This window comes from Acetobacter aceti (genome assembly GCF_002005445.1).
Lineage (GTDB): Bacteria > Pseudomonadota > Alphaproteobacteria > Acetobacterales > Acetobacteraceae > Acetobacter > Acetobacter aceti_B.
In genome coordinates this window covers 1,269,474-1,295,739 of the sequence record NZ_CP014692.1, presented here as the reverse complement: position 1 = coordinate 1,295,739, position 26,266 = coordinate 1,269,474, and the positions used below count along the sequence as shown (strand labels likewise).

At 54.9% G+C, this 26,266-nt stretch carries 16 protein-coding genes and 1 pseudogene; 10 read left to right on the top strand and 7 right to left on the bottom strand.

Annotation, left to right across the window (positions count from 1 at the left end; genetic code table 11):
• The first annotated feature begins 71 nt into the window (after window positions 1–71).
• Complete coding sequence (locus A0U92_RS05855; RefSeq protein WP_077812411.1) at window positions 72–437, top strand: hypothetical protein; 366 nt, start codon at window positions 72–74, stop codon at window positions 435–437.
• Window positions 438–1,133: 696 nt separating this feature from the next.
• Here A0U92_RS05855 and A0U92_RS05845 read toward each other — a convergent pair.
• Both A0U92_RS05845 and A0U92_RS05840 read right to left on the bottom strand, forming a co-directional pair.
• Window positions 1,134–3,557 (bottom strand): TonB-dependent receptor, encoded by a 2,424-nt coding sequence (locus A0U92_RS05845; RefSeq protein WP_077812409.1) that lies wholly within the window; start codon window positions 3,555–3,557, stop codon window positions 1,134–1,136.
• 250 nt (window positions 3,558–3,807) lie between these two features.
• Complete coding sequence (locus A0U92_RS05840) at window positions 3,808–5,277, bottom strand: penicillin-binding protein activator (RefSeq protein WP_077812408.1); 1,470 nt, start codon at window positions 5,275–5,277, stop codon at window positions 3,808–3,810.
• Here A0U92_RS05840 and rsmI point away from each other — a divergent pair.
• Window positions 5,265–6,284, top strand: coding sequence for a 16S rRNA (cytidine(1402)-2'-O)-methyltransferase (gene rsmI / locus A0U92_RS05835; RefSeq protein ID WP_149026389.1), 1,020 nt, complete (start codon window positions 5,265–5,267; stop codon window positions 6,282–6,284). The genes A0U92_RS05840 and rsmI overlap by 13 nt on opposite strands.
• Here rsmI and A0U92_RS05830 read toward each other — a convergent pair.
• Window positions 6,281–7,807: a globin-coupled sensor protein gene (locus A0U92_RS05830; RefSeq protein ID WP_077812407.1), complete on the bottom strand. Its 1,527-nt coding sequence runs from the start codon at window positions 7,805–7,807 to the stop codon at window positions 6,281–6,283. The two genes, rsmI and A0U92_RS05830, sit on opposite strands and share 4 nt — an antisense overlap.
• 98 nt (window positions 7,808–7,905) lie before the next feature.
• On the opposite strand from A0U92_RS05830, the gene A0U92_RS05825 reads away from it, so the two are divergent.
• The 3 genes from A0U92_RS05825 (at window position 7,906) to A0U92_RS05815 (ending at window position 11,917) form a co-directional block, all read left to right on the top strand.
• A protein-coding gene (locus A0U92_RS05825) for an IS5 family transposase (protein WP_149026388.1) occupies window positions 7,906–8,657 on the top strand; the annotation gives its coding sequence in 2 pieces (ribosomal slippage) (window positions 7,906–8,236 and window positions 8,236–8,657; 753 coding nt in all).
• A gap of 229 nt (window positions 8,658–8,886) precedes the next feature.
• On the top strand, window positions 8,887–10,332 hold the full coding sequence (gene fumC, locus A0U92_RS05820; RefSeq protein ID WP_077812406.1) for a class II fumarate hydratase: 1,446 nt from the start codon (window positions 8,887–8,889) through the stop codon (window positions 10,330–10,332).
• A 334-nt stretch (window positions 10,333–10,666) separates the two neighbouring features.
• Window positions 10,667–11,917, top strand: coding sequence for an autotransporter outer membrane beta-barrel domain-containing protein (locus A0U92_RS05815; protein WP_077812405.1), 1,251 nt, complete (start codon window positions 10,667–10,669; stop codon window positions 11,915–11,917).
• Window positions 11,918–12,055: 138 nt separating this feature from the next.
• Here A0U92_RS05815 and A0U92_RS05810 read toward each other — a convergent pair whose 3' ends face one another.
• Window positions 12,056–14,428 carry a glucose/quinate/shikimate family membrane-bound PQQ-dependent dehydrogenase gene (locus tag A0U92_RS05810; protein WP_077812404.1) on the bottom strand — a complete coding sequence of 791 codons (2,373 nt, stop codon included), beginning with the start codon at window positions 14,426–14,428 and terminating at the stop codon, window positions 12,056–12,058.
• 190 nt (window positions 14,429–14,618) lie between these two features.
• Here A0U92_RS05810 and A0U92_RS05805 point away from each other — a divergent pair, with 190 nt between their 5' ends.
• The 3 genes from A0U92_RS05805 to A0U92_RS05795 all read left to right on the top strand — a co-directional run bounded on the left by A0U92_RS05805 (window position 14,619) and on the right by A0U92_RS05795 (window position 19,714).
• On the top strand, window positions 14,619–15,950 hold the full coding sequence (locus tag A0U92_RS05805) for an MFS transporter (protein ID WP_077812403.1): 1,332 nt from the start codon (window positions 14,619–14,621) through the stop codon (window positions 15,948–15,950).
• 203 nt (window positions 15,951–16,153) lie between these two features.
• The gene (locus A0U92_RS05800) at window positions 16,154–18,217 is read left to right on the top strand and encodes an AsmA family protein (protein WP_077812402.1); all 2,064 of its coding nucleotides are present in this window, start codon (window positions 16,154–16,156) and stop codon (window positions 18,215–18,217) included.
• Between the two features lie 90 nt (window positions 18,218–18,307).
• Complete coding sequence (locus A0U92_RS05795; RefSeq protein WP_077812401.1) at window positions 18,308–19,714, top strand: sugar porter family MFS transporter; 1,407 nt, start codon at window positions 18,308–18,310, stop codon at window positions 19,712–19,714.
• A gap of 520 nt (window positions 19,715–20,234) precedes the next feature.
• On the opposite strand, the gene A0U92_RS05790 is transcribed toward A0U92_RS05795, so the two are convergent.
• Complete coding sequence (locus A0U92_RS05790; RefSeq protein ID WP_149026387.1) at window positions 20,235–21,101, bottom strand: hypothetical protein; 867 nt, start codon at window positions 21,099–21,101, stop codon at window positions 20,235–20,237.
• Between the two features lie 533 nt (window positions 21,102–21,634).
• On the opposite strand from A0U92_RS05790, the pseudogene A0U92_RS05785 reads away from it, so the two are divergent.
• Both A0U92_RS05785 and A0U92_RS05780 read left to right on the top strand, forming a co-directional pair.
• Window positions 21,635–22,465: pseudogene (locus A0U92_RS05785) on the top strand (IS5 family transposase).
• 219 nt (window positions 22,466–22,684) lie between these two features.
• Window positions 22,685–23,971, top strand: a complete 1,287-nt coding sequence (locus A0U92_RS05780) for a DEAD/DEAH box helicase (RefSeq protein ID WP_077812399.1) — start codon at window positions 22,685–22,687, stop codon at window positions 23,969–23,971.
• 111 nt (window positions 23,972–24,082) lie between these two features.
• Here A0U92_RS05780 and A0U92_RS05775 read toward each other — a convergent pair whose 3' ends face one another.
• Together A0U92_RS05775 and A0U92_RS05770 are read right to left on the bottom strand one after the other, a co-directional pair.
• Window positions 24,083–24,493 (bottom strand): hypothetical protein, encoded by a 411-nt coding sequence (locus A0U92_RS05775; RefSeq protein ID WP_077812398.1) that lies wholly within the window; start codon window positions 24,491–24,493, stop codon window positions 24,083–24,085.
• An 11-nt stretch (window positions 24,494–24,504) separates the two neighbouring features.
• Window positions 24,505–25,926: a glycine-rich domain-containing protein gene (locus A0U92_RS05770; RefSeq protein ID WP_077812397.1), complete on the bottom strand. Its 1,422-nt coding sequence runs from the start codon at window positions 25,924–25,926 to the stop codon at window positions 24,505–24,507.
• Window positions 25,927–26,266: the final 340 nt, after the last annotated feature.

The following is a 26,266-nucleotide window of genomic DNA, read 5'->3' as shown; positions in this document are numbered from 1 at the left end:
ACCTCTTTCGCACTGGCGAGACAGGAAAGAAGCCCATACCGTTTGCTCAGAACGTAGAGGAGAGATCAGGGATGTCCCAGGCAATGCAGACCGAACCGTCAGTGTTCCCTTCGAATGTTATCCCGTTCCGGATGGGCATTATTCTGCCGCGCCATCGGGAATATCTCGCCCGCTGGCTTGAAGCCGGCAAGCGCATGGGTCTCTGTGATGCAGAAATCTGCATCGACGATGAAGCGACATTCGCCGATACAGAACAGGCGCTGATCTGGGTGCGTGAAAACGCCAGCCCCGCCTATGTCGTGCATCCGGAAGGCAACCACTGGGTTGTTGTGGACGCTCTCCGCGGAAACATTCTCAGCCACGAAACCTCTTTTGAGATGGCTCTCGACTTTGTCCGTCCAGCCCTCCCTCTTCAGGGCTCTGTCGTAGCAGCCTGATCTTCACTCACTTCTCCATCGAAAAAGCCGTAAATACTGGAGCACCAATTTCGTAAATGCTGAATGTCCGCCTTCAGCGGAAATCGCCTGACATAATACTTATAATGCGGACAGACGAATACAGCATTACTTTTATAAATTCCTTTGTTTGAAAATAATATTCAGACTATATTTATGAATTCCGACCGCAATATACTTCCTTCGAAGATGAGTCGATTTTTTACAAGCTCAACATAAAATTCCTCTCAGAATCTGACGCCTCTTCTACTACTCTGAGAAGCAAACATTTGGGTAATAAGCCTGTATTTCTTGCAATTTTTTGACAGAACCTTCCCATCCGGCAATCCCGATAGATGATAGAAGCCAGATAAATCACGTTGGCGGATTATCATTTCAGGTTCTCACACAACAACAAAAGCAGCCACACAACGGATCATCAGGTCATCCGTGTGAAAACAGAGCGGAGTTGAATCGTTCTGGTAAATGACGCCTGCCATTATGAACGAAATATTCTCAACTGGCACCCTGTCAGCGCATTTGTGGATGTACGTGACATGATGACGGGTTTCAACACATTGCTGAGACTGGCAGATGGCGATATGCACCCTCCTTCAGAACATCTCGACCATAGAGCCTTTGCATTGACCTGATCATCACGGAAAACATGATGATCAGATCAGCCTCACACTCTTCAGATCAGTAGTTGGCAGAGACTGAAAACAGGAAGCTCCGGCCAACGGCAGGTACGGCACGATCACTGAACAGATTGGCATAGTTCAGACGGTTGGCGAGGTTGTAGCCGTTCATGGCCACACGCCAGTGATTGTTCAGGAACGAGTGAGAAATCACTGCACTCCAGTCAAGATTGGCAGGCACACGGGCCGTATTGGCTGCGTTCAGCCAGACGCCTTCACGCCAGGTTGGTCCCCCACCAAACATCAGATTCCAGGGCTTCCCGGGTGAGATCGTGTAAGTCGTCCAGAGCGTCGCAGAATTTTTCGGGACGTAAATGACCTGTTTGCCAACATTGGCGGCTGTCGTGGACCATGTGGTGTCTGAGTTATAATACGCATATGTCCCGATGAGCTGCCAGTTTTTCATGATTTCACCAGATGCGCTCAACTCCACGCCCTGGTTACGCTGGCGATCACTGGAAGCGATCACAGAACTGTTGCTGTCACTGCCCAGGATCGCATTCGACTTCTCAAGCCGGAAAGCGGATATGGTGAAGCCCATACGACCATGAAATGCATTATATTTAGCGCCAACTTCGTAAAGACGACTGCGCTCGGGATGCATCTTCGCACCATTGGCAGTCATCGGTTCACTGCTGTTCGTCACATATAGTCCCAGAGGCGTCGTGGACTCTGACCAGTTGAAATACACCATGGCATTATCAGTCGGTGTATACATCAGGCTGACATTGGGATTGAACGTATCCTGCGACTGACGCAGCCGTGTATCGGCTGTCGTCGCGCCGTCAGTCGCGGCATAATGGCTGTTCCAATGATCCCAGCGGAAACCGGCCTTGACCGAGAACCATGGCACAAGCCAGACCTGATCAGAGAAGAAAGCACCCACGTCCGTTGCATCGCCTGTCTTGTAAAGCTTTTTACCCACACCATTAGGAATGGTCACAAGATTGCCCGCATACTGACCCAGCTCACCCAGAAGCAGTCCCGGCTGATAAACTGAAGGATTCAACATGTTGGTCGTGTCGGCGCGGGTACCATTCACACCGTTGAAATTGTAGGCGTAGTTCTTGCGACGGTCATAAACATGCATCACATCGACACCAGCGATAATCTGATGTCTGACAGAACCTGTATTGAATTTGGCCAGAGTAGACAGCACATTCTGGACTGACCAGTCATTCTGCTGATAGGGCTCAGGGCCGCCCAGATGACCGCGTCTGTTGATCAGGGCAGCGGACGGGTCGGTAAAGAAATTATTCACACAGGTCGTATTGCATCCGGGCTGCGATGCTGAATAGTAACGGCTGTACAGGCCGCCTTTAAGATCATTGAAGACCGTGATGTGTTCGTTGAACTCGTGTTTGAACCGCGCCGTCAGCATATCGGTCGATGAATTGTCCTGATCGTAGGTTGTCCCGTACCAGTTCTTGCGATTAAGGCCAAATTCAGTTGCGGGTTTTCCAATTGCAGCCCCCGGGCGCGTGATGACCGGAACGCCGTAATCCGGCATACGATTATCGCTCTGGTGAAAATATTCGAGCGTGAAGGTTGTTTTGGTGCCGAGGCCAAATCCGATGGATGGCGCCAGTCCCCAGCGGTGGGAGTAAATATCGTTACGACCGACCTCGTCGTTTTCATTGCCCATACCGGTGATACGAATGGCGGTATGCTTACCGATCTGCTGGTTGAGATCGAGGGTGCCACGGTAATAGCTGGCTGACCCTCCCGAAAAGCTCCCACTATAATTGTTTCCCAGGTGAGCAACCTTGGTGGTGACGTTGATGGCGCCGCCTGTTGTGCCGTTACCAAAAACCTCTGAAGAGGGCCCCTTGATGACTGTTACATGGTCATAATTAAAACTGTCGCGGCTATAGACACCGAAATCGCGCAGGCCATTCTGGTAAATGTCATTCTGGGCCTGGAAACCGCGGATCAGAAACTGATCTCCGCTCATGCCCCCCTCACCTTCACCAACCGATGCGGTGATACCGGGAACGTTCCGAAGTGCTTCCTCCAGTGATTTGACGTTCTGCTGTTCCATCAGAACTTTCGGCACAACATTGACCGTCTGCGGCGTGTGCAGGACATCCTGCGGCATGCGGCCAAACCCCATATCCTGGGTCAGCACGTTCATGCTGCGGCCACGCACCAGAATACTCTCGGAATTCGGTGTCGATTTCAGGATATTTGCGCCCGTATTGACGGCGTGCGCGCTCGTGCTGGAAGCAGTCGCGGCTCCGGCAGAAGCCTGAACCGGCGAGATCTGCTTTGTCACAGGTTTATGGATCGCTGCCCGAGAGTGAGCATGACGTGTTTTCACTGTTCCGGCGTCAGCCGTCTGTGGATGAAAAGCGGAACAGGCCAGAGTCAGTCCCGCAGTGAGTGGCGTCGGCCGCAATGTATGGCGGATAAAACGATTCGTCATTTTCTCTACATCTCGTGGCACAATCTGTCATCGCTATGTCGCAAATGAGACTGTTTCGCAATATCATTACGCGAAATTGTTACATTTCGTGATTATGGCCATTCGGTCACGGCAATTGTACTGACTCACTAAAGCCCTGCCATACAATGGAAAAATTCCAATATTTACTCCGGTCGCAAGTATAAAAAAACCGCCCCGGTCAGGAGGCGGTCTGGCATGCGGTCAAAAATCATCAAGACTGGAGTTTGTGTCAGGACGCTCCAGGAACAGGAACGGGCGCGACAGATCTCGAAGCAGGGAGAAGCCGGGCTCCTCCACTCGACTGAATTTCGAAAATTCCCAGCTTGCGTAACGTCTGCCCCTCTCCTGTCAGCGTGAAAGCACCGTCGACACCGGAAAATCCCCGAGACTGCGTGAGCAGATCAACCGGATAACCTGTCCCTCCGGTCATGGAATAAACCGACTGGGCAAGCGTGCCCGCATCGTAAGCCAGATCAGCCAGCGGCTTGGGAGTCCGATGATTCTGGATCGAAAACTGCTGCACGAAACGAGTGCGGGCTGCCGGGTCCGGGGCGGCATACCAGGCACCAGCCACGGTCCCCAGCTTTCCCGCAAAGGCCGCCCATAAGCCCGGCCCCATAAGGCGGACGTCACTGGTACGAATCTGGTTGGCTTTCAGTGCGTCCAGCACATTCTTCAGCGCCAGTCCCGTATCGGCGAGCAGAAGCGCATCGAACGGGGGCAAGGATAATCTGGGAGACGCAGCGTCCGGAACCGTTGTTCCTGTCGCCTGCGCTGGAGAAGTGGCCTGAGGATCTCCAGGCGATTGAGCATCAGCCTTAGCACTTGCCTTGGATGCTGATGAAAGGGCTGCGGCAAGATCTTCCGGCAGGTCCGGAGCAGGTCCGGTGGCCTGACCGGATGCTGCCGTAACCCTGGTGTCATAGGCACTCAGCGTCGCCAGCCCGCTGCGGATCGCCTCAGGCGAGCCTGCGTGATAGACAACCTGCGGATCGGCGAGACTTCCCTCACGGCAGGAATGTATCAGCGCGTCACCCATGGCGTGACCTAACGGCGTGTCAGGCAGAAAAGCCGCAAACTGGTGGCGGCCTTCCGCTTTTGCAGCTTCCACGAGACGCGAGACCTGCTGTTGAGGGGTAATGCCGAACACCCAGACTCCCGGGCGCGCCTGCACAAGATCACTGGTGAAAGCGAGAACCGGAATGCCCGCACGCATGGCGATCGGACTGATAGCCGCCGTATCCACACTGGTCAGAGGCCCCAGAATGATTCCGTCTCCGGCAGTGACAGCGGCCTGCATGGCTTCCGGAGCGCCTCCTGCGGCAGCCGTGTCATGAATATCCAGTTTTGGGGGCGGCAGGGCTTCGGTCTGCTTTGACAGCGCCAGTTTCGCAGCAGCCAGCATTTCATTGCCGAGAACTCCGTTTGCGCCCGTCAGGGGCAGAAGCACCCCGACATTCGGAGCGGAAGCCGTTGTTCCCCCTCCGGCAACCCCTCCCGGCCCACTGGTGACACCGGAACTGCAGGCAGCAAGAGCCAGAAGCGCGACACCGGAAAGATGACGTGCAAGGTTTCTACTGGTATGGCGCAGAACGCTGCGTGGGGCGTCACTTCTGCTGGCTGCTCGCGCCGCAGCACCGTAACCGTGCGTTTTAGTGTCAGCCGCCTCTCGCGACAGGAACCTGCATGTCCGATTCATCGTCCGCCTCTTCATATGAACGGTTGCCTGTCGGGCCACAGGCGGAGGGTTACCCTGATGATGCCTCCTCCCATAGCGAAGGAATGCCGCCACGTCATGCCCGGTCTGATGAAGATGCCGATAAAGCTGAATCATTACCGTCTCGCAAAGGCGGCCTTCTGACCCTTGTCGCCACACCGATCGGCAATCTTGGCGACCTTTCTCCTCGCGCCGTTCAGGCCATGCGTTCAGCGGATCTGGTGCTTTGCGAAGATACGCGCGTGACAGCTCGCCTGTTCACGGAACACAACATCAGCACCCACGCTGAACCCCTGCATGAACATAACGAACGCCACAGGGTTCCGGGACTGATAGACCGTCTTCTGGACGGACAGCAGATCGCTCTCGTTTCTGATGCAGGAATGCCACTCCTCTCAGATCCGGGATATCGGCTCGTGCGTGCGGCGATAGAAGCGAACATCAACATCACCGCAGTTCCAGGGCCGAATGCCGCCCTGACAGGACTCGTTCTCTCAGGTCTACCGCCTCACCCTTTTCTTTTTGTGGGTTTCGCACCGCCACGGAGCGCCGCCCGGAAAGAAAGCTTCGCCGTTCTGCATGCCGCCGAAAGAGCGGGGCTGAAAGCCACGTTGATATGGCATGAAGCGCCGCATCGTCTGGCTGAGATGCTGATTGATCTGGGAGAAATCTTCGGAGAAGACCGACCTGCTGTGGTCGCCCGCGAACTCACGAAACGCTTTGAAGAAGCAAAACGGGGCACACTCGGCACATTGGCCTCTTTCTATGCCGAAACAGCAGCCAGAGGCGAAATCACCGTTCTTGTCGGACCTTTCGATGATACTGACCAAGCAATCGACACTCTCGACAAGCAACTCGAAACGGCGCTGGCCAGTCAATCAGTCAAGGACGCGGCCGCACTTGTCGCAAAAGCAAACGGATTGCCGAAAAAGACCGTTTACGCCCGTGCGCTCGAACTGATGGCCCTGCAACACAAGGGTGGGAATTAACCCCACCTGGCGTCAGAAAGGGCTGACGTGTATTTTGGTGTGGATTTACGCACCTTGAAGTTCGTGACCAGTTGCAGCAGCCGGGATGAGCTCACTTCGAGTTCCTGTCCTATTTTAATCGTATTATGCAAGACCGCAGCGCTTCGTTTTGTGTCCTGGGCAAGCCGCAGGGTGTTCCTGTTGATTTCATCAACACGAGCGGCCTGTGTGGCTGAAGCTTCTGCGATCTGGCCGATCAGATCACCGACACTTTGGACAGATTTTCTTGTGTTGCTGATAACGCTTCCGGCAGAACCCGCCAGTTTCACACCGACTTCGACATCGCGCACACTCATGGAGACGAGCGTTTTGATCTGTTTGGCAGCATCGGCGGAGCGACCGGCCAGAGCGCGCACCTCCTGAGCGACGACGGCAAACCCTTTGCCCGCATCCCCGGCGCGAGCCGCTTCCACTCCTGCATTCAAGGCCAGCAGATTGGTCTGCAGGGCGAGCTCATCGATCATTCCAATAATCTGGCTGATCTGACCGGATGAGTCGGAAATTTTCATAATTGCGACCGAAGCATCCGATACAATTTCCTGGCCTCTCCCAGCTTCCTTGCAGCACTCCTGAACAGCAGTATCCGCATGAACAGTCTGGTCAGCCACTTCCTTGACCGACACCGTCACATCCTCGATTGTGTGTACAATTGTATCAAGGCCCGTGACCTGCACGTTCATCTGTTGCTCAACATTCCGGCTGGCCTCACCAACAGCCCGTCCATCAGATTCCACTTTCTCCGCCGTTTCCCGCACGGACGAAATCAGCCCGCCAAGGCCGTTGAGCAGTTTTTCGAAAGCGCTTCCCAGTCGTGGAGATTTTTTCTTCAGCTTTTCGTCCACTGACTGAACGAGATTGCCCTCTGCCACTCTTTCGAGAGCAATCGCCAGCATTTCAAGAGCCTCTTCCTGCTCCTGTTCCGCCATTTTTCTCTGGCTGGCCAGTTCATTGAGGGCTGATGTCACCGCCAGTTCCATGTCCAGCATCGTCGCCTTGATCAACAACCCAAGGTCTTTAATCAGCTTTTCCTTATCGCCCACAATCTGCGGCTTGCGGCCAAATCCGCTTTTAACGACTTTCGGCCAGCTCTCGCGGACGATCGCTTCAACGATATGCTCGATAATCAGAGAGTTTCCGGCAATATACCATCTGGGCTCAAGGCCGATACGCGCGTGCGTAATTCCTATGCGCCTTACATCCTGAAAATAATCATCGCCGAACCGTCCGCTGACGATTTTTTTCCAGTGTTCATACTGCTTCGAACTGGCATTGGCTTTCTGCTCATCACTTGTAAAAAAATGAGAGACTTCAGGCGTTTGACTGATCTTAAGATAAAAATCATTTAAAGCTTGAGGGAGTGTCTGGGAAATAATCCCGACCAACCCCTCCAACTGATCAAGTTCTGCTTTTCCAAGGCCGAGAAAGCGAAGCCTTTTGTCGATATCAAGAACTGTATGGCTGCTGACTGTATGACTGCTGATCATGAAACCCACTTTCTCCGTTGCGCAGTCGGCAAAACGTCTGCAATGGACTAAGGTCTGTGGGGATTCACAAAGAGCTTGAGATATGATTCAAGCTCTGGATGGAACGTTTTGTGCTGACGGACGCCCAATGGGCGCAGATTGAACCTCACTGTCTTGGCAAATTGACAGATCCAGGACGGAGTGGTCGAAACAACCGCCTTTTTATGGAAGCAGTGCTGTGGATTGTACGAACAGGTAGTCCCTGGCGTGACCTTCCTGCCGTATTTGGCAATTGGAGCACGGCCTTCCGTCGCTTCAGCGACTGGCGGAACACTGATGTCTTCAAAAGGATTTTCGATGCCCTGTCTGGCGATCCGGACATGGAGTATGTCATGGTCGATGCAACGATCGTGAAAGTTCACCGTCATGGTCAGGGCGCAAAAGGGGGACTCAGAGCCAGGCCATAGGGCGCTCGAAAGGCGGCATGACGACGAAGATTCTCGCGCTGACGGATGCTCTGGGCAATCTGGTGCGCTTTCGCCTGATGCCCGGCCAACGCTTTGACAGCGTGGACGTGCCACCGTTGATTGACGGTCTCGAATTCGACGCTTTCATCGCAGACAAGGCATTCGACAGCAACAGCATCATTGCCGATCTTGATGAAAGGGGCGCCACGGTTGTCATTTCCCAGCATCCGAGGCGCTCAAAGCCACTGCCGCTGGATCGCGAAATATACAAATGGCGTCATCTGATCGAGAACTTCTTCTGTAAACTCAAGGAATTTAAACGTATCGCGATGCGGGCCGACAAAACAGACAAAAGCTTCAGCGCCATGATCTATCTCGTCGCAGCTATCATTCATTCACGATGAATCCCCACAAACCTTAGACGAAAATCGTCGATAAACCATTAATTTTCCTGAATCGTTTTTTTATTTGATTAAATCAAAGTAAATACAGAAATAAAATACTACATAACAAGAAAAAATAAACGGTTATAAAAATATTGCAAATTCTATATAAAATTCACGGTTTCGCGAGATAACATCCCATCAGCTCCATTCATCGTTAGTCTGAATAAAATTGTCACTGGAGTCCGATATGACTGATACATATACGTTGCATGACACCCCAGTCGGGATCAAAGCAACCGGCACTCGCATAGAAACCGATTCAATGGGCAGGATAGAGGTTCCCGCACACCATTACTGGGGCGCCCAGACCCAGCGAAGTCTTGTTCACTTCTCAATCGGCAGGGATATCATGCCGATTGAGCTTTGCCGGGCTTATGGAATCGTCAAGAAAGCTGCTGCGCTCGTCAACCTTGCTGACGGCAGACTGCCTCAGTGGAAAGCTGACGCAATTGTTAGGGCTGCTGACGAAGTCACTGAAGGCAAACTCGACAGCGAATTCCCTCTTTTCGTCTGGCAGACCGGGTCCGGCACCCAGACCAACATGAACGCCAACGAGGTCATCGCGAACCGTGCGATCCAGCTTCTGGGCGGAGATATCGGTTCAAAAAAGCCTGTACACCCCAACGATGACGTGAATATGGGGCAGTCGAGCAATGACTCCTTTCCCACGACCATGCACGTTGTGACGCTGCTGGAAATCGAGAACACCCTTGTTCCTCGCATCAAGGCGCTGATCGCGGCCATCCGGAGCAAATCCGACCAATGGATGGATGTTGTCAAAATTGGTCGTACCCATCTTCAGGATGCTGTGCCGCTCACTGTCGGGCAGGAATGGTCCGGCTGGGCCCAGCAGCTTGAAGACGCTCTCGATGCCGTGCAGGCCTCCATTCCGGGACTGGCGCAGCTCGCCGCCGGTGGGACTGCCGTTGGCACGGGACTGAATGCACCCGCGGGATTCAGCAAGGCTATTGCCTCGAAAATAGCCGAACTGACCGGCAAGCCTTTTGTCACCGCTCCCAATAAATTTGCCGCGTTGGGCGGTCTGGATGCCATGGTGAGAGCCTCAGCCGGTCTTCGAGGCATTGCTGTCGCGCTGATGAAGATAGCCAATGACATGCGCTGGCTGGGTTCCGGCCCACGCTGCGGACTGGGAGAGCTGCATCTTCCGGAAAACGAACCCGGTTCTTCCATCATGCCCGGCAAGGTAAACCCCACCCAATGCGAAGCAATGGTGATGATTGCGACGCAGGTGCTGGGAAATGATACCGCCGTGGCCTTTGCCGGAGCGCAGGGTAATCTCGAACTCAATGTCATGAGACCGGTCATTGTAGCGAATGTCCTGCACGCCATCCGGATTATGGCGGACGGATGTCACAACTTCCGTATTTTCTCCGTCGAAGGCACCACGCTCGACGAAAAGAATCTTCAGAAATACATCGAAGACTCAGTCATGCTCGTAACAGCCCTGAGTCCCGCTGTGGGCTACGATAAAGCCGCAGCAATAGCTCATAGAGCCATGGAGAAAGACGAAACGCTACGTGAAGCCGCGCTGGCATCCGGAGTGGATGAAGAGACCTTCAATAAATATGTCGATCCGAGAAAAATGGTGGGGAAAGGGCTTGCGGGAGCCTGAACTCCCGTTCTTCTTCAGACAGCAGGTGAGATCAAAACAGTGCATTTTCGTCTAAAAAATTGGAGTCTTATTTTTAAATTTCAAAAAATATGATATTTTTGATTTAAATTTACTCTGATTTTCTCAATATCATATTGGAAAATATTATTAATATTTTGTATTTACTTTAATACTCCAATTCATGGCGCCATATTTTTAGTTACTTCAAAAAATTAAAAATCTGTAACATTTTATTGACGAGGTTAATGATGTATTAATTTTACCAGATTACCGGAGGAAAAACTTCTTCAGGCAATCAAATGGTAACAAAACAGACAAAAGGCTGAGAGTTATTATGGTACAGAACGCCACTGATTACTTCACGGGGAAGACATCGACAGATTTTCTGGACCCGACAAACTGGAGTGCAGGAGAGCTGCCTACGGACTATCATGAAATCAACGTAACCGGCGCAGAAACAGCTCCCGTAACGGCTGTCATTGGAAGCACTTACTCCACTGAAGTTCCCAGCCTGACTATCGGCGATTATGGAACGCTCAAGATTACCGCCTGCGACGGCTCCGATGCTTCAGCAACTCCTGTCTTTACAGCAGAATCCATGCAGATTTTCGGTACAGGCAGTCTTGTAATCGACACGTCTTCACCTGTTGATCTGGGGATCAACGAAATTTCGGGCACTCTGACGATCAATGACAGTTCCAATGTCACGATCACAACCCAGGGACTTTCGGGCAACGGCACGATCAACCTGAACCATTCCACGCTGGGAACAGAAGCCGCAGGCGTGGGTGTGGATTATGCCATGACTGTCAATCTGAAAGGAGGAAGCACTCTCTATACCCTGGGCAATCGCACGGGAGATGTTGTCAATTTTGATCCATCAACGCAGAACATGGTTGTCTTCGATCAGAGCTATTCAACCATAAGCACCGTTTTCAACAATGTTTCCGCGAACTCTGAATTCGCCATCAATGGTTCAAGTGGTGTCATTCCTGTTTCTGCCAGCTATACAGCCAACAGCAATGGCAGCTACTCACTGACAATAGAGACAAGCACCAACCAGACCATTACGCTGAGCGATATCAATACGGAAAGCGGCTACACACCGGGTTCTTTGACAGTAACACTGGATAAAGCCGGTGATTATGTGATTGCAGACAGCAGCCTGTCTTCCTCGACCGTCAGCGGCTGGCCGCCGGGACATGACCACACCAGTTCATGTGATACGAATAACGGTGGCGGCTGTCATAACGGTGGAAGCGAGCACCACCACTCTCATCACGGTGGTTGCCCGACGTTCTGGGATCACGGCTCCTGTAACACGCCTTCTCCCCTGCCGTGGAACGGTAGCGGAAGCTGCTCTTCCTCCTTCGACCCACAGCATGACAGCAATTTCTGGAACTGTGTGGCCAAGGATCACTATAGCGGTTTCGGCTGGTGCCCTTCTTCCAGCAGCACCACGCAGCAAGGCAGTTGCGGAACTCATCTTGATAACTGGCATGGCAGTTGCGGCACGACAGCAGCATTTCCGCCAGGCTGCGATCAGCACACTCATTGGACGGCTGCCTTCAGCCACGCCTGCTGACAGAAAAAGGGCGAGGAGTCATCCTCGCCCGCATTTTCGTGTTTTTCCATCCTGACAGAAGCATCACATTGCACAGTGTGACGCATCCGCAGGACAGGTCATCCTTCCCGATTGAAAGACAACCTGCCTCTTCGGGCATCAGGGCGCCTTGGCTGCATCCGGCAGGGCATAGGCGATGACATAATCGCCAAGTTTCGTACCGAACGAGCCATGTCCGCCCGCGGCCGTCACAATGAACTGACGTCCATTCTGCTCGTAGGTCATCGGCGTTGACTGACCGCCAGCCGGCAGACGATCTTCCCAGAGCTGCTGGCCCGTCGTCACGTCATAGGCCCGGATGTAGTAATCCGCCGTTGAGGTCAGGAACGCCACACCACCCGCCGTCGCAATCGGACCGCCCAGAGACGGGATACCAACCTTGAAGCCGAACGGCAGAGGCGAGCTGTCCCGTGTGGTGCCGTTACGGTGCATCCAGACGATCCTGTTCGTCTTGAGGTCGATACCTGCGACATAACCCCAGCCCGGCTGCTTGCAGGGCACGCCAAACGGCGACAGGAACGGGTTCAGCTCAACACCGAACGGTGTGCCATACTGTGGCTGGATACCGGCTTCCGTGCCCGAAGGACCACCGCCCTCAGCCGGGCTTGCCGGATTGCCGGGACCGCGAGGCACCAGCTTTGAGACGAACGGAATGGCGATCGGATTGGCGAAGGCAATCTGCCGGACAGGATCAACCGCCAGCCCGCCCCATTCAAACATGCCGAGATTGCCCGGAAACACAAGCGTTCCCTGCGTGGATGGCGGCGTGAACGGTCCCTCATAGCGCAGTGACTTGAACAGGATGCGGCAGACAAGCTGATCCACCATGGTCGCGCCCCACATGTCCGCATCCGTCAGGTTGTTCTTCGGACGGAATGTCAGCTCGGAGTAAGGCTGTGTGGGTGAAGTATGATCGCCCGGCGCCGCACCCTGCGGAACAGGCGTTTCAGGAGCAGGCACCACGGGCACGCCCGTGCGACGATCCAGCACGAAGATGTTGCCGGTCTTGGCCGGAGCATAGATCGCCGGAACGACCGTGCCGTCCGCCTGATGAAGATCAACAAGGCTCGGCTGGGACGGAATATCCATGTCCCACAGATCATGATGGACGGTCTGATAGAACCAGACCTTCTCGCCAGTGTCGGCGTTCAGGGCCAGAACGCCGGATGCGTAACGCTCCTGATCCGGCGTGCGGTAACCACCCCAGATATCAGGTGTCGCCACCCCTGTCGGGATGTAGATCAGGTTCAGCTTCGCATCGTAGGACGACGTGATCCACGAGTTGGGCGAGTTGGCCACATATTTATGTGTATCGGAAGGCAGTTCGTTCGGATTGGGATTGCCCGTATCAAATGCCCAGACAAGCTGGCCGGTGCGCAGATCGAAACCGCGCGTCACGCCAGACGGCTCATGCGTGGAATAGTTGTCGGTCACAGCGCCCGAGATGATGACGAGTTTGCTGGTCACAACCGGTGGTGAAGTCGGCTCATAGAAACCAAGCTCCTTCATCGGCATGCCGTCGGTCAGATCAATCTCGCCGTTCTTGCCGAAAGCCGGGCAGCGGACGCCGGTTCTGGCATTGATCGCCAGCAGACGGCCATCATTGGTCGGCAGAAAGATACGGCTTGCGCAGTCGTCCGTCGCATCGGCGGTTTCCGCATAGGACACGCCACGGCAGGTCATGTGCTGGAAGCTGGAATTGTATTTGAGCTGCGGATCAAAGACCCATTTCTGCTGTCCTGTAGCGGCATCCAGAGCAAACAGCTTCTGATGCGGAGAGCAGAGATAGACTGTGTCGTTGATCTTGATCGGCGTCACTTCATCCGTGATTTCTCCCGGATCATTCGGCCCTTTCAGATCGTTGGTGCGAAAGGTCCACGCCACTTTCAGATTCCTGACGTTCTGCGGATTCACCTGCTTGAGCGGTGAGTAGCGATCACCAAACTGGGTGCGGCCATATGCGCTCCAGTCGGAGTCGGCGACCTCTCCCGCATCGCCGGGAACAACATCCGCTGCCGCCTGAGGCAGGCTGCCCGCAACATCCTGCGGATCCTGTGTCAGGGCATAGCCGAAGATCACGACGCCCGTGACAAGCCCCGCAGCCAGAGGGGCACGCGCTGCCTGTGCACCGCGCCCGAGATGGCGGGTGACGAACGGCAGAAGCAGCCAGACCCCCAGAGGAAGGATCAGATCGCCGCGCGGTGCGAGCGTCCAGAAATCAAAGCCAGCCTCAAGAACGGCCCAGATGAGCGTTGCGAAAACAATCAGCGTGTAAAGCCACAACGCCGCCGCACTACGCTTCCACAAAAGAAAGGCGGTCAGAAGAACCGCCACACCACACGGCGCATAAAACAGCGACCCGCCCAGAGTAGCCAGCCACAGTCCGCCACCGGCAAGCACCAGCCCAAGCAGGGCGGTCACGAGCACAGTGACGACAAGTATCACTCCGGACCTGTCAGCACGCGTTGTCATAAATTGAGGGCCTTTTCGACGTCCATCACACATATCATTCAAGCACAAACAGATGAGACCGCACCCGGTTGTCAACGGGAAGTTGAAAAAAGCTCTGCTGTGGGATTTGTCCGGAGTTTCGCCTATAAGCGCCGCCTCACCCGTTCAGCGCTGCCTTTTCCGCCGCCTGGCCTCATACGGATTACGGCTCATGTCTTCGTCTCCAGTCCCCTCTGCCGCAGCAGCAGCATCCAAAGTCCTGTCTTTCTCCCAGATTCGGATTCTGGTGCTGGCGTCACTGGGAGGCGCGCTGGAGTTTTATGACTTCGTGATCTTCGCGTTCCTGGCAAAGCTTATCGCTCTTCACTTCTTTCCGGCCAGTCAGGCGGCGTGGTTGAGGCAGACAGAAGCATTCGGCCTGTTCGGCGCGGGATATCTGGCGCGGCCGCTTGGCGGGATCATCATGGCGCATTTCGGCGACATCGCCGGACGCAAGAAAGTCTTCACGTTCAGTGTCCTGCTGATGGCGCTCCCCACGCTCATGATGGGCCTTCTGCCCGGTTATGAAACACTTGGAGCAGGTGCGCCCCTGATCCTGCTGCTCCTGCGCATGGCTCAGGGAGCAGCCATCGGTGGCGAGGCGCCGGGTGGATGGGTGTTCGTTTCCGAGCATGCCCCGCCGGGTCGCGTGGGACTGGCGACCGGGCTGCTCACCGGTGGACTGACTGGCGGCATCCTGCTCGGATCACTGGTGATTCTGGCGTTGAACACAACGCTTTCTGCAGGTGATGTCAGCGACTGGGGCTGGCGTATTCCCTTCATCATCGGCGGCGTCTTCGGGATCGGCGCGATGATCCTGAGGCGCTGGCTGGATGAGACACCCGTGTTTCGTGAAATGCACCAGCGTGCTGAAACAGCTTCATCCCTGCCCGCCGCCATTCTGCTGCGGGACTATCGCTTTCCCATCCTGTGCTCGATGCTGACGACATGGACCCTGACGGCGGCCATTGTCGTTCTGATCCTGATGATGCCGCCGCTGATGCAGACCCTGCACCATATTCCACCCACGGAAACCATGCTAGCGAGTCTTGTCGCGACTCTCTGCCTCACAATCTCGGTCATCTCGGTGAGCGCCCTGACCGACACTATCCCGCTCAGCGCGATGAGCCTCGTATGTGGGCCACTGCTCGCTGCTGGCGCTTTCGCCCTTTACAGCCTGCCGCCGCAGTTTCCTCACTCCCTGCCTGTCTGGGCGGGACTTGCAGGACTCTGCTGCGGCTTTGTGGGACTGGTTCCCGTCGGGATGCTGCGTGCTTTCCCTCCAATGGTGAGATTTTCCGGCGTTTCGCTGGCCTACAATATCGCCTACGCAATTTTCGGTGGTCTGACTCCCGCCGTCATCTCTTCGCTCACTCCCTACACGCCGCTGGCTCCGGCAATTTATGTCACCATCGCAGCCTTCGCCGGGTGCGCCGGATTGTGGTTGATGGACGGTCGCAAAAGAACCCGGATCCGGAAACAGGCAGCCTCCGTCTCCGTATGATCGTTGCCGTAACGGCTGCCGGTTTCAGTCTCAAAGCCACTTTCAGGACCGGTCCTGCTTCTTGGTCGCCGGCCTCGTCTGAAGGGAATGTCCGGGTTCTCCGTCCATTAAGACGAACCCGAACACAGGGTCCGCGTTAACCCGGCACAAACAATGGGTTCTGTTCTGCCCGTTAGCCCCGTTCACAGCCTTTACGGACTCTCATGACCGGTCATTCCCTGTTCAGTCGCCACAGAAAACTGTTCATCGGCCTCGGCGCCCCGGTCGTACTGATCCTTCTGCTCATCGCATTCTGGTCATGGGACTGGTTTGTGCCTCTGGTCAACCGTGAGGCGACGGCGCTTCTCGGACGCAAGACCACCATCGAACATCTGCATGTCAGCATCGGCTTCGTGCCGAAGGTTCGGGTTGATGGCGTCAGGATCGAACAACCAGATACCTTCAAATCCGACAGCACGCCGTTCTTCACAGCGGATCACCTGCTTGTCAGAATTCGTCTGCTGGCGCTTCTCCATGGCAGGACGGAACTGCCTCGTATTGCAGTCGACACACCCAAGGCGGACATTCAGCGACGTCAGGACGGAAGCAACAACTATAAGTTCGCTTCTGGCAGCAAAAAAACCGAAACTGACAAGAAGGACGGCACAGTCACCCTGCCCGAGATCGAGGAATTTGAAATCCGTGACGGCCACCTCCGTCTCCGGGACCAGAAACTCCGGGCGGACATGACCTCACAACTGCATACGACGCCGCCGGCCTCCGCTACAGATCGGGGCACGATCGTCATGGAGACGACCGGTCGCTACGCCGGGCAGCCGATCAGCAGTCATTTTGTTGGCGGAGCACTTCTGTCCCTGCAGAACGCCAAAACACCCTATCCCGTCAATCTTGAAGTCAGAAATGGCGCTACCCGCGTGACGCTCAAAGGCAGCGTGAACAATCCGCTGGCCTTTGAAGGAACGCAGCTCGTCCTGCATCTGTCGGGGCCGGACATGTCGCTTCTCTACCCTCTGACGGGCGTGCCCATTCCGCAGACACCGTCTTACGACATTCGCGGCAAACTGGACTATGACCAGCAGCATGTCGCTTTCAAAAGTTTTACCGGTCACATGGGGTCCAGCGACCTGAGCGGCACAATCACCGTCGATCCACACCAGACCGTGCCGTTTGTTGATGCGGCGCTGCGGTCACATCGTGTGGATATTCAGGATCTGGGCGGATTTATCGGCGCGAAGCCGGGCGACAAGACCACATCAGAGAAAAAAGTGGAAGCCAAAGATCCGAATGTCCTGCCGGATACACCGATCAACGTACCCAAGCTTCGGTCAGTCAATGCCCACGTCACCTATAAAGGCGAGCACATCCAGAACAGGCAGCTTCCTCTTGACGATATCGATGCCGAGTTCGCGGTCCAGGATGGCGCAATCGATGTGAAGAAGCTGAATTTCGGCGTCGGCACAGGCACATTGGCCAGCAGCGCGACCCTGAAGCCGGTGAATGACAGGGACTTCGCCGTCAAAGCCAAAGTCGACTTTTCCCGTATCGATCTGGCGCACATCATGCGCACGGCCACCGGCACCAGCGCACAGGGCGGCGTCATCGGCGGGCGGTTCAGCCTGAATGCCACCGGCAACTCGATTGCGTCCCTGATGGCCAACGGCAATGGCGGCCTCACACTCGTTCTGGTCAAGGGCGGAGAAATCTCGGCGCTCATTCCCGCGGCCCTCGGGCTCCAGCTTGGAGGCGCGGTGCTGTCCGCACTCGGCCTTCCCTCCCATGCGGAGGTTGAGTGCTTCGTGACGGACATGCCGCTGCGCAACGGGATCGCCAGCACCCGTTCGATGCTGCTCCGCACAAACGACACACGCACACTTGGTCGGGGAGACATCAACTTCCGGACCAATAAAATCGATTATTCCCTGACGACCCGCTCGACGGGCCTCACCATCCTGTCATTTCCGGGCGCGTTCAACATCACCGGTCCCCTGAAATCCCCAACCGTGCTGCCCGGGGTGGAGATTGTCGGCCGGATGGCGGCGGCAGCCGGACTTGGCTTCGTGTTCCCTCCGCTGGCTCTCCTGCCGACGGTGCAATTCGGGGTGGGCAAAGGCTCGCTCTGTGAAAAAGCTTTACAGGACGTCAATGACAATCCCGCCTCCGGCAAGGCGCCGGGAGGAGTGGAAGAGAACGCCTCCCCCAAGGTCAGCGGCAAAAAAATGAGTCCGGCTGAAGTTCGCGCAGCATGGAAGAAAAAGCTGAAACATTAAGAGTGTATTGACTTGTCGAGAGAGCGGCACGAAAGGTTATCCACAGACACTCAATAAGTCTGCTGCGTCACAAGAGGTCAGAACACCCCGATGCCTTCTTCCGTTTCGACATCCGCTCAGCAGGATGCTTCAGCGCGCGTCCGCCGCACCACACTCTTTCTCGCTCTGGCGGCAGGCCTCGCCGGCCTCATGTTCGGACTGGACACGGGTGTCATCGCGGGGGCTCTGGGGTTTATCCGCGAGGAATTCCAGACCGACAACCGCACGACGGAATGGATTGTTTCCTCCCTCATGCTGGCGGCGGCTTTCGGGTCGGTTTTCGCGGTGTTCATCGCCGACAAATGGGGACGCAAGGGAACCCTGCTGGTGGCGGGAGGACTGTTCCTGAGCGGGACCGCGCTCTGTGCACTGGCGACGAGTGTCACCATGATGATCGTCGGACGCGCCTCTCTGGGGCTGGGCGTGGGGCTGGCCGCTTTTGCCGCCCCTCTCTACATCGCCGAAATCGCCTCTCAGGATCGACGTGGCGCGATGATCTCCTCCTACCAGCTGATGATCACCATCGGGATCCTGCTGGCTTTCACGTCTGACAGTCTGCTCACGCCGGGTGGACACTGGCGGATCATGTTCGGGGTGCTCAGTGTACCGACCGTGCTTTTCCTTATGACCACTCTTCTCCTTCCTTATTCCCCACGGTGGCTTCTGACCAAGGGACGCCGTCAGGAAGCGCGCGACGTCCTGCTCAGTGTCCGGGAGTCGGCGGAAGAAGCCGAGGCGGAACTGTCGCGCATCGACAAACAGCTTGGACGTGAGGAGTCCGCCGGGGCAGCCCTGCTGATTTCAAGCTCCAATTTCAGACGCACCTTCACACTTGGCATCGCCCTGCAGATGCTCCAGCAGTTCTCCGGCATCAACGTGCTGATGTATTATGCTCCCACTGTCCTGAATCACATGGGCTTCAGTACGTCGAGTTCCGTGTGGTGCACAACGGCCATCGGCGTTGTGAACACAGCAGCGACCCTCGTGGCCGTTGCCCTCATGGACCGCTGGGGACGACGCATTCTCCTGAGCATCAGCACGTTTTTCTCAGCCGTCGCCATGCTCGGGTTCGGCACCCTGCTCTGGACCGGCGCGACGTCCATGATGGCCAGCATGATCGCCATGGGTTTCCTGATCCTGTTCATCGCAGCCTTCGCCGTCGGTCAGGGACCACTGCCATGGATTATCGGTTCCGAAATCCAGCCTTTGCGTGGACGGACATTCGCCGTGTCCTGCTCCACTCTGGCAAGCTGGATCGCAAACTGGCTGATCAGCAATATCTTTCTGTCCAGCATGGCTGTAATTGGTGATTTCGGCGTGTTCTGGTGTCTTGCCGGTTTCAACGCCCTGTTCTTTGTCGTGGGCCTGATGTTTGTGCCGGAGACCAAAGGATGTACGCTGGAAGATATTGAAGACCGCATCAATTCAGGCGTTCGTCTTCGGGATGCCGGGCAGTAATTTTTAAAAACTCGCACGCAAACCGAAGCACGTCGCCGAAATATCTGACTGAGTGCAGTCTTCCTTTCCGCCATGTTTTCCACGGGACTCATTTATCGGCTGTTTCGAGAGTCTCGTGGCTCTGCCACTTTCCCTCTTATGGAAAGTCTGTCAGTCAAAGCCTGATCCGAAGATTTTTCTACTCTGACAATATTTTGCGGTTCTGAGGGCCAGCGTGCAGACTGGGCGATCAGGAGCCATGATGTTGACGAGAGGATGGACTTTTCCCGATCTTTGGCGAACCGCCTGCAGCTACCGGGCTAGGACGGATCGACATTCAGGTCATCCAGATCATGGCTGAGGCGAGGTGAACGAAGCCGAGGAAATGGATGATGCGTCGATCATATCTAGAGCAGCAAGAACCGCCACAGCTCTGAGAAACGCCGCCGGATCAGTCCTGCATGCTTTCTCCCTCACGATTGTGCTAAATTCTTCACCGCCGCAAGATATGAACAAGAATAGGCGGATTTTCTCCAAGCATTTACTTTTCTCCAACAAATGCTCTTAAGAATGAAAGTTTTCCTTCGTTAAAACTCCAACTACCAATTCCGGAAATTAACAGACACATTGGCTGAAGGGATTGACCATCAAAACGTGCAAAGAAAAACTGTGCGCCCGCCCCCACCAACGGTATGTAACCGCTTGATCCAAACAGCACGATAGTCTTGTTTTCATGGTCTTTAAATATCTGCGTATTTATTATACGTCCATCACCAAATTGTGGCAATGCACCAGAATTCGCAATTTTATAGAAAAAATCACGCGATCGGTTCGATTTATACTCCTGAATCATATTTTTTATTTCGGGATAAAACCAATAAACGGAAGAAGCGTTCCTGCCAAAGACGTTCATAGGTGATTTATTTATAAATATATCAGAAAATACATTAGACCCATATTCGGATTTGATATAACCAAATAATGTATGGTCATTTATATATGAAAAAGAGACATCAACATTTATTTCTTTTCTATTTATAATTATTTTATTTTCAAATAACCAACTTTTGTTATTTTCAGGATTTTTTTCTTTTTGCTGTGGTAAAATGAGTCCACCTTTTTCTGCAACCTGCGGGTTCAGGTAAATAAAATCATACGTTCCCAAAGAGAAATTCCTATTAAAACTCGATCGAACCTTGTTATAATCTGCTTCTTTCTCACGATCCTTCAAGACTGAATTATATTCTGATTTTAACCGTACACAAAGAGGATCACCATTGTAGCTAATAGTAAATCTCGCCTCACCTTGATACTCATCAACGCCTGAATTGGCTTTGCATTGTCTTGTCGGCGTCAAAAATATAAGCGAAAACACAAAAAAGAATAATAATCTTACTGTTTTTGTCATATCTGTAATTCCAGAAAATTATAGTATTGATAAGATGTCCATAAAGACTGATCCGAAAATTTTTTAGCCTTGGCAGTGCCTGCTGTTCTGCGAGTCAACATGCGGAATTGAGGCGATCAAGCCTCCATGAGATTGGCAAGAGGGTTTCCCACCTGACGAACTGCTTGCGGTATCAGGCCAGACAAATATCCGTTCCCCAGCCGGTGGCGCGGCAGGAGTTCAAAGTCCTTTGCTGTGCATTCCAGATCCGTCCTTCGCGGCCGTCCACCCCGTTTCGCCAGTGGCGCGAACGGCATAATCAAGGATCACCCGGTGTCCAATGGATATAGCAATCCCTCCCGGTTATGTTCGTTTCAGGCAACAAGAGTCCATGTCATTGTTCACTTCCTATCTCCTACAAAGATGGATGAACCACAATATACTGACATTGCTTAATAAATTTCAATTCAGGCTCTCAGTATCTGACCGGAAATGAATGGAGTGATTTCAGCGGGTTATGATTCATGGGTTTGCGAGAACCTGACGAGATCAGGATGGTCTGGACTGAAATCACCCGAGATCAGTATCAAAGGGATGTTCGGAAATATGCAAGCGACCTGCGCGATGCGGAGTGGGCGCTGATTGCGCCGCTGATGCCCGGGAGGAAACGGCTGGGCAGACCGCGACGTACGGATTTGCGTCGGGTCATGGAGGCGATCCTCTCTATCGTCACGACCGGCTGCCAATGGCGGCAACTGCCCCGGCATTTTCCCGCCTTTACGACCGTGCAAAGTTATTTCTATCGGTGGATACGCGAGGGACGATGGGAGGCCATGAACCATATTCTCGTGATCCTGTCGCCTGAGCAGGATGGACGAGACGCCACGCCTTCGGTGGGCATCATCGACAGCCAGTCGGTGAAAACCGTATAAAATAGTGGCCCGCCCGGCTATGACGCGGGCAAGAAGATCAAGGGACGCAAGCGGCATATCGCCACCGACACGCTGGGTCATGTCGTGGCGACTGTCGTACATCCCGCCGACATTCAGGATCGTGACGGCGCGCCGCTCGTAGCGGCCAGGATACGCTCATTGTTCCCCTGGCTTCGCCATCTGATCGGCGACGGGGGATATGCCAGCGAGAAATTGCGTGGGGCGCTGACTGAACTCGGCCGATGGACGATCGAGATCGTCAAACGCAGCGATCGGGCCGAAGGCTTCGTCGTCCTGCCGAAACGCTGGATCGTGGAGCATAGCTTTGCATGGCTCGGACGCTGCCGCCGCCTCACGAGGGATGTCGAGGCAACAATCTCCTCATCCCACGCGTGGCTGATGATCGCTCATATCCGCAGAGTTCTGCGGAAAATCAATCAAACCGCTTTCTGATTCAGGCTTTAAGCACCATCAGAAAGTATAAGCCACCAATCAAAGCAGTGAGACCCATTTAGTGTGCCAGAAATAACTGCGCATGAACTGGAAAAAATCCATGGACTGCGTTCTTTCTTTTCGTTGACGCCGTGCGGCATCCCCCGTAAAAGCCCGCTTTCTGACTTAGCGAAGCCCTATCTGGCGCAACTTACTGAGCGCCGGAGGCGCCGCTTGACCATGTCCATCACTTTTGACGATCTTGCCCTCGCACCAACCCTGCTTCGCGCTCTGGACGAAGAAGGTTATGTCAGGCCGACCCCCATTCAGGCTCAGTCAATTCCGCTGCTGCTGGAAGGTCGTGATCTTCTGGGTATGGCGCAGACCGGGACAGGCAAAACGGCATCCTTCGTGCTGCCGCTGCTTCATCGGCTTGCCGAGACGCTACGCCCGGCCCCAAAGGGAGGCGCCCGCGTTCTGGTCCTCGCTCCGACACGCGAACTGGTCTCCCAGATTGCTGATGGTTTCGAGAGCTTCGGTCGTCATCTGGACTTCCGGGTAACAACGATCTTCGGTGGTGTCAGCCAGTTCCATCAGGTCAATGTGCTCAAGGAAGGCGTGGACATCATCGTCGCCGCACCGGGACGGTTGCTGGATCTGATTGAGCAGGGTCTTTGCGACCTTTCGCAGCTTGAGGCGCTGGTGCTGGATGAAGCTGACCAGATGCTGGATATGGGATTCGCCAAGCCGATCGAACGCATTGTCGCTTCGCTGCCGCAGGACCGGCACACAGTGCTGTTCTCGGCAACAATGCCTAAATCGATCGCTGCTCTGGTCGATAGCCTTCTGAGCGATCCGGCCAAGGTCGAGATTGCCCCGCCTTCAACCACCGTCGATCGGATCGAGCAGTCGGTCATGTTCATGGATGCGGCGCACAAGAAGACAGCTCTGCTGGCTCAGTTGCAGCAGACTCCTGACATCGGGCAGGCGGTCGTTTTCACCCTGCAGAAAAACATCGCCAACGAGGTCTGCGCCTTCCTCACGGAAGCGGGCATTACCGCTGAGGCATTGCACGGCAACAAATCACAGGGCCAGCGGGAGCGGGCGCTGGACGCTTTCCGCGCCGGCGACGTGCAGGTTCTGGTCGCGACCGACATCGCAGCCCGCGGTATCGATGTTGATACGGTAACGCATGTTTTCAACCATGACCTGCCGAGCCTGCCGGAAAGCTATGTGCATCGCATAGGCCGTACCGGTCGTGCCGGACGCAGCGGTTATGCCATCACGCTCTGTGATGCGGAGCAGCGTGCGTGGCTGCATAACGTGGAGCGGGAAATCGGTCGGGCCCTGACCGTACATACCGATCACGAGTGGCACTCGGACGAGGCTCAGAACTCGACCATGCGTCCGCCAGTGCTTGGTGGCGGCCCCATCAAGCAGGTCAAGCCGCAGAAAGTGCGTGAGCGCAAGATCTGGACCGAGGAAGAGAAGCAGGCCGCACGGGAAGCTGCCAGAACCGGCAAGTAATGAGTTGAGGCGGAGTTACGGATAGTCTGCCGCCGTCTCAGATGCGTTCTGAAAGATAGATAAATGAAACCGCCGGGCAGCGGGATATTCCTCCGCTGCCCGGACGTGAAATCAGTAGCGTCCGTCAACCAGTGTTACATCCTGTCCGACAAACACCGTACCGCCCGCAGCGGTCCGGCCGATGGCGGCGCCATCCTGCCAGACCTGTGTACGATCCAGCAGCAGGGTGACTTCCGGGACAGGCAGCAGAATGGATGCATTCTTCCCTGTGTTCTCCCAGTGGGAGAACTCCCAGTAAAGAATCGGTCCGTCAGTGCCGCTGTCAGATGTGAACAGTCCGATGCCCGCACAGACAGGGTATGTCGACTGAGGCGCCGGAAAGACAAGATCGACTTCCGGGCGGGTTTCACTTCCTCCACCAAGAGCCATGAAATTCAGAGGAACCCGGTCGTAACCGGCGAGGTTCAGTTCGGTCCACCCTGGGAGCATGAGACCTGCCCAGCCTTCAAAAAAATGATTCATGTTAAAATGCCTTAGCCATATTGTGTGACGGTCAGCCATGACGGGCCGCCATCACCACCGTTTTTATAAGTGCCTCCTGGTGCGACGCAGGAGCCGGAGCCCCCGCCACCAGGATCGCCGGGCTTGCCGGTCTCGCCGGAACCTGATTCCCACCCGCCTGCGTAATAGGGCGCACGGGCGCCGCCCGCACCGCCATATCCGAAGAAGTAATTTTCCGAGACACCGGAAACATGTCCCGAAAATCCGCTCTGGCCCGTTCCATTATTCAGAACGGTAATCCCGGTTGCTGTTGTCACCTGGACAGAGCCGCCCGCGCCCGCTCCACCGATGATGGCGACGCCGCCGCCCTGCGCGACAAGACCGCCAAATCCACCCGTCACAACAACCATGTTCCCGAAAGCCGCTGAGCCGCCTGCATTACCCGTCATGGCAGTGGTTGCCGACTGCCCTCCGCGACCACCAGCACCCAGTGTGGCCGTTACGGGCCACTGGATCTTCGAGACATCCACCATGAACCGGCAATATCCACCAGCGCCGCCGCCGCCGCCGGTGCTTCCCTGGCTGGAAGAGCATGTTGGAGCACCTCCTCCCCCGGCGCCGCCGCCGCTGAGTTCCACAATGAGAAATTTGGTGCGCGCCTCAAGGGAAATCTGCACGACATTATAGCCGCCAGTCGCCGCGTCCGGGCCAAAATAGATGTCGCTTTTAAGAAGGTTTCCGGAAGCCCAGTTTGTAATGAACGCTGTTGTCGCAATGAGATTTGAAGAGTCCCCTGATGCCGGGGTCGGTGCGGTCGGACTGCCCGTAAAAGCCGGCGAGTCCTTGGGAGCAAGCGCCGGGATCTTGGGATAAAAAAGGCTGCTGTTGTTAAGGGTAATCATGGACTGGGTAACGCTGGTGGCGTTTGCGGGCAGGTTAATGCTCCACAGTGCTATCGCGCTTGCCGGCGGCGTTGTGGTTGAAATGGCGAGAGTTGCCACGGCAGCACGCTGGGTTGGTTGCGCGGTCCCCGTATCGGTCTCACCAGAGAGTGTCCTGGTGTTATCCGTGGCATCCAGATAACGCAGCATTGTCGAACCGGTATCACTGAGCCCGACCGTCGCGTAAATGTAATAGGTCTGGGCCGTGCTTGATGTCGTCAGGGTAAAACTGGCCGCCGCCGCCGTATATTGGCGCATGATGACGGTGCTGTCAGCAGCAAGGGTGCCATAAGCGGTTGAATCCGCTGTGGCCCCCTCATTGATCTGACCACTGGCGACATTCACCACGAGGTCAGTGCCGGAGCAGGTCGCCGCAAGGCCACTTGCGAAAGGGCCCGGTCCGCCCATGGTCATTGCCACGACCTGACCGATGGCGCGTTCGGTATTGCGCTGCGCGGTCAGGGTATCGGTATCGGCAATGACCTGAGCAGGATAAACGATCACACGATCCATGTGTGTGTCCTCCTCAGACGGATGTCTGCGATTTGTAGTCGGGTAATTTACTGAAGTATTTATTAGCGGACTCTGCGGATACGAGTGTTCTTCCGCCCAGTTTTTTGGCTTTTATATGGCCCTCTGAAAGAAGTTTGTAGCAATATGTGCGGCCAATTCCATAAATTTTACAGGTGTTTCTAATATTAATAAACTTCAATTCGTTTGTTTTGTCTTTATGCACTTGTGAAATCCTTTTTGAACGCAACCATATGCCAGCGGACCCAGAAAGAATATGCTGTGTCCCAAGCTGTTCACGCTATCAAAAAGATCTGTTCGTATTCGGTTTGATGAATGATCT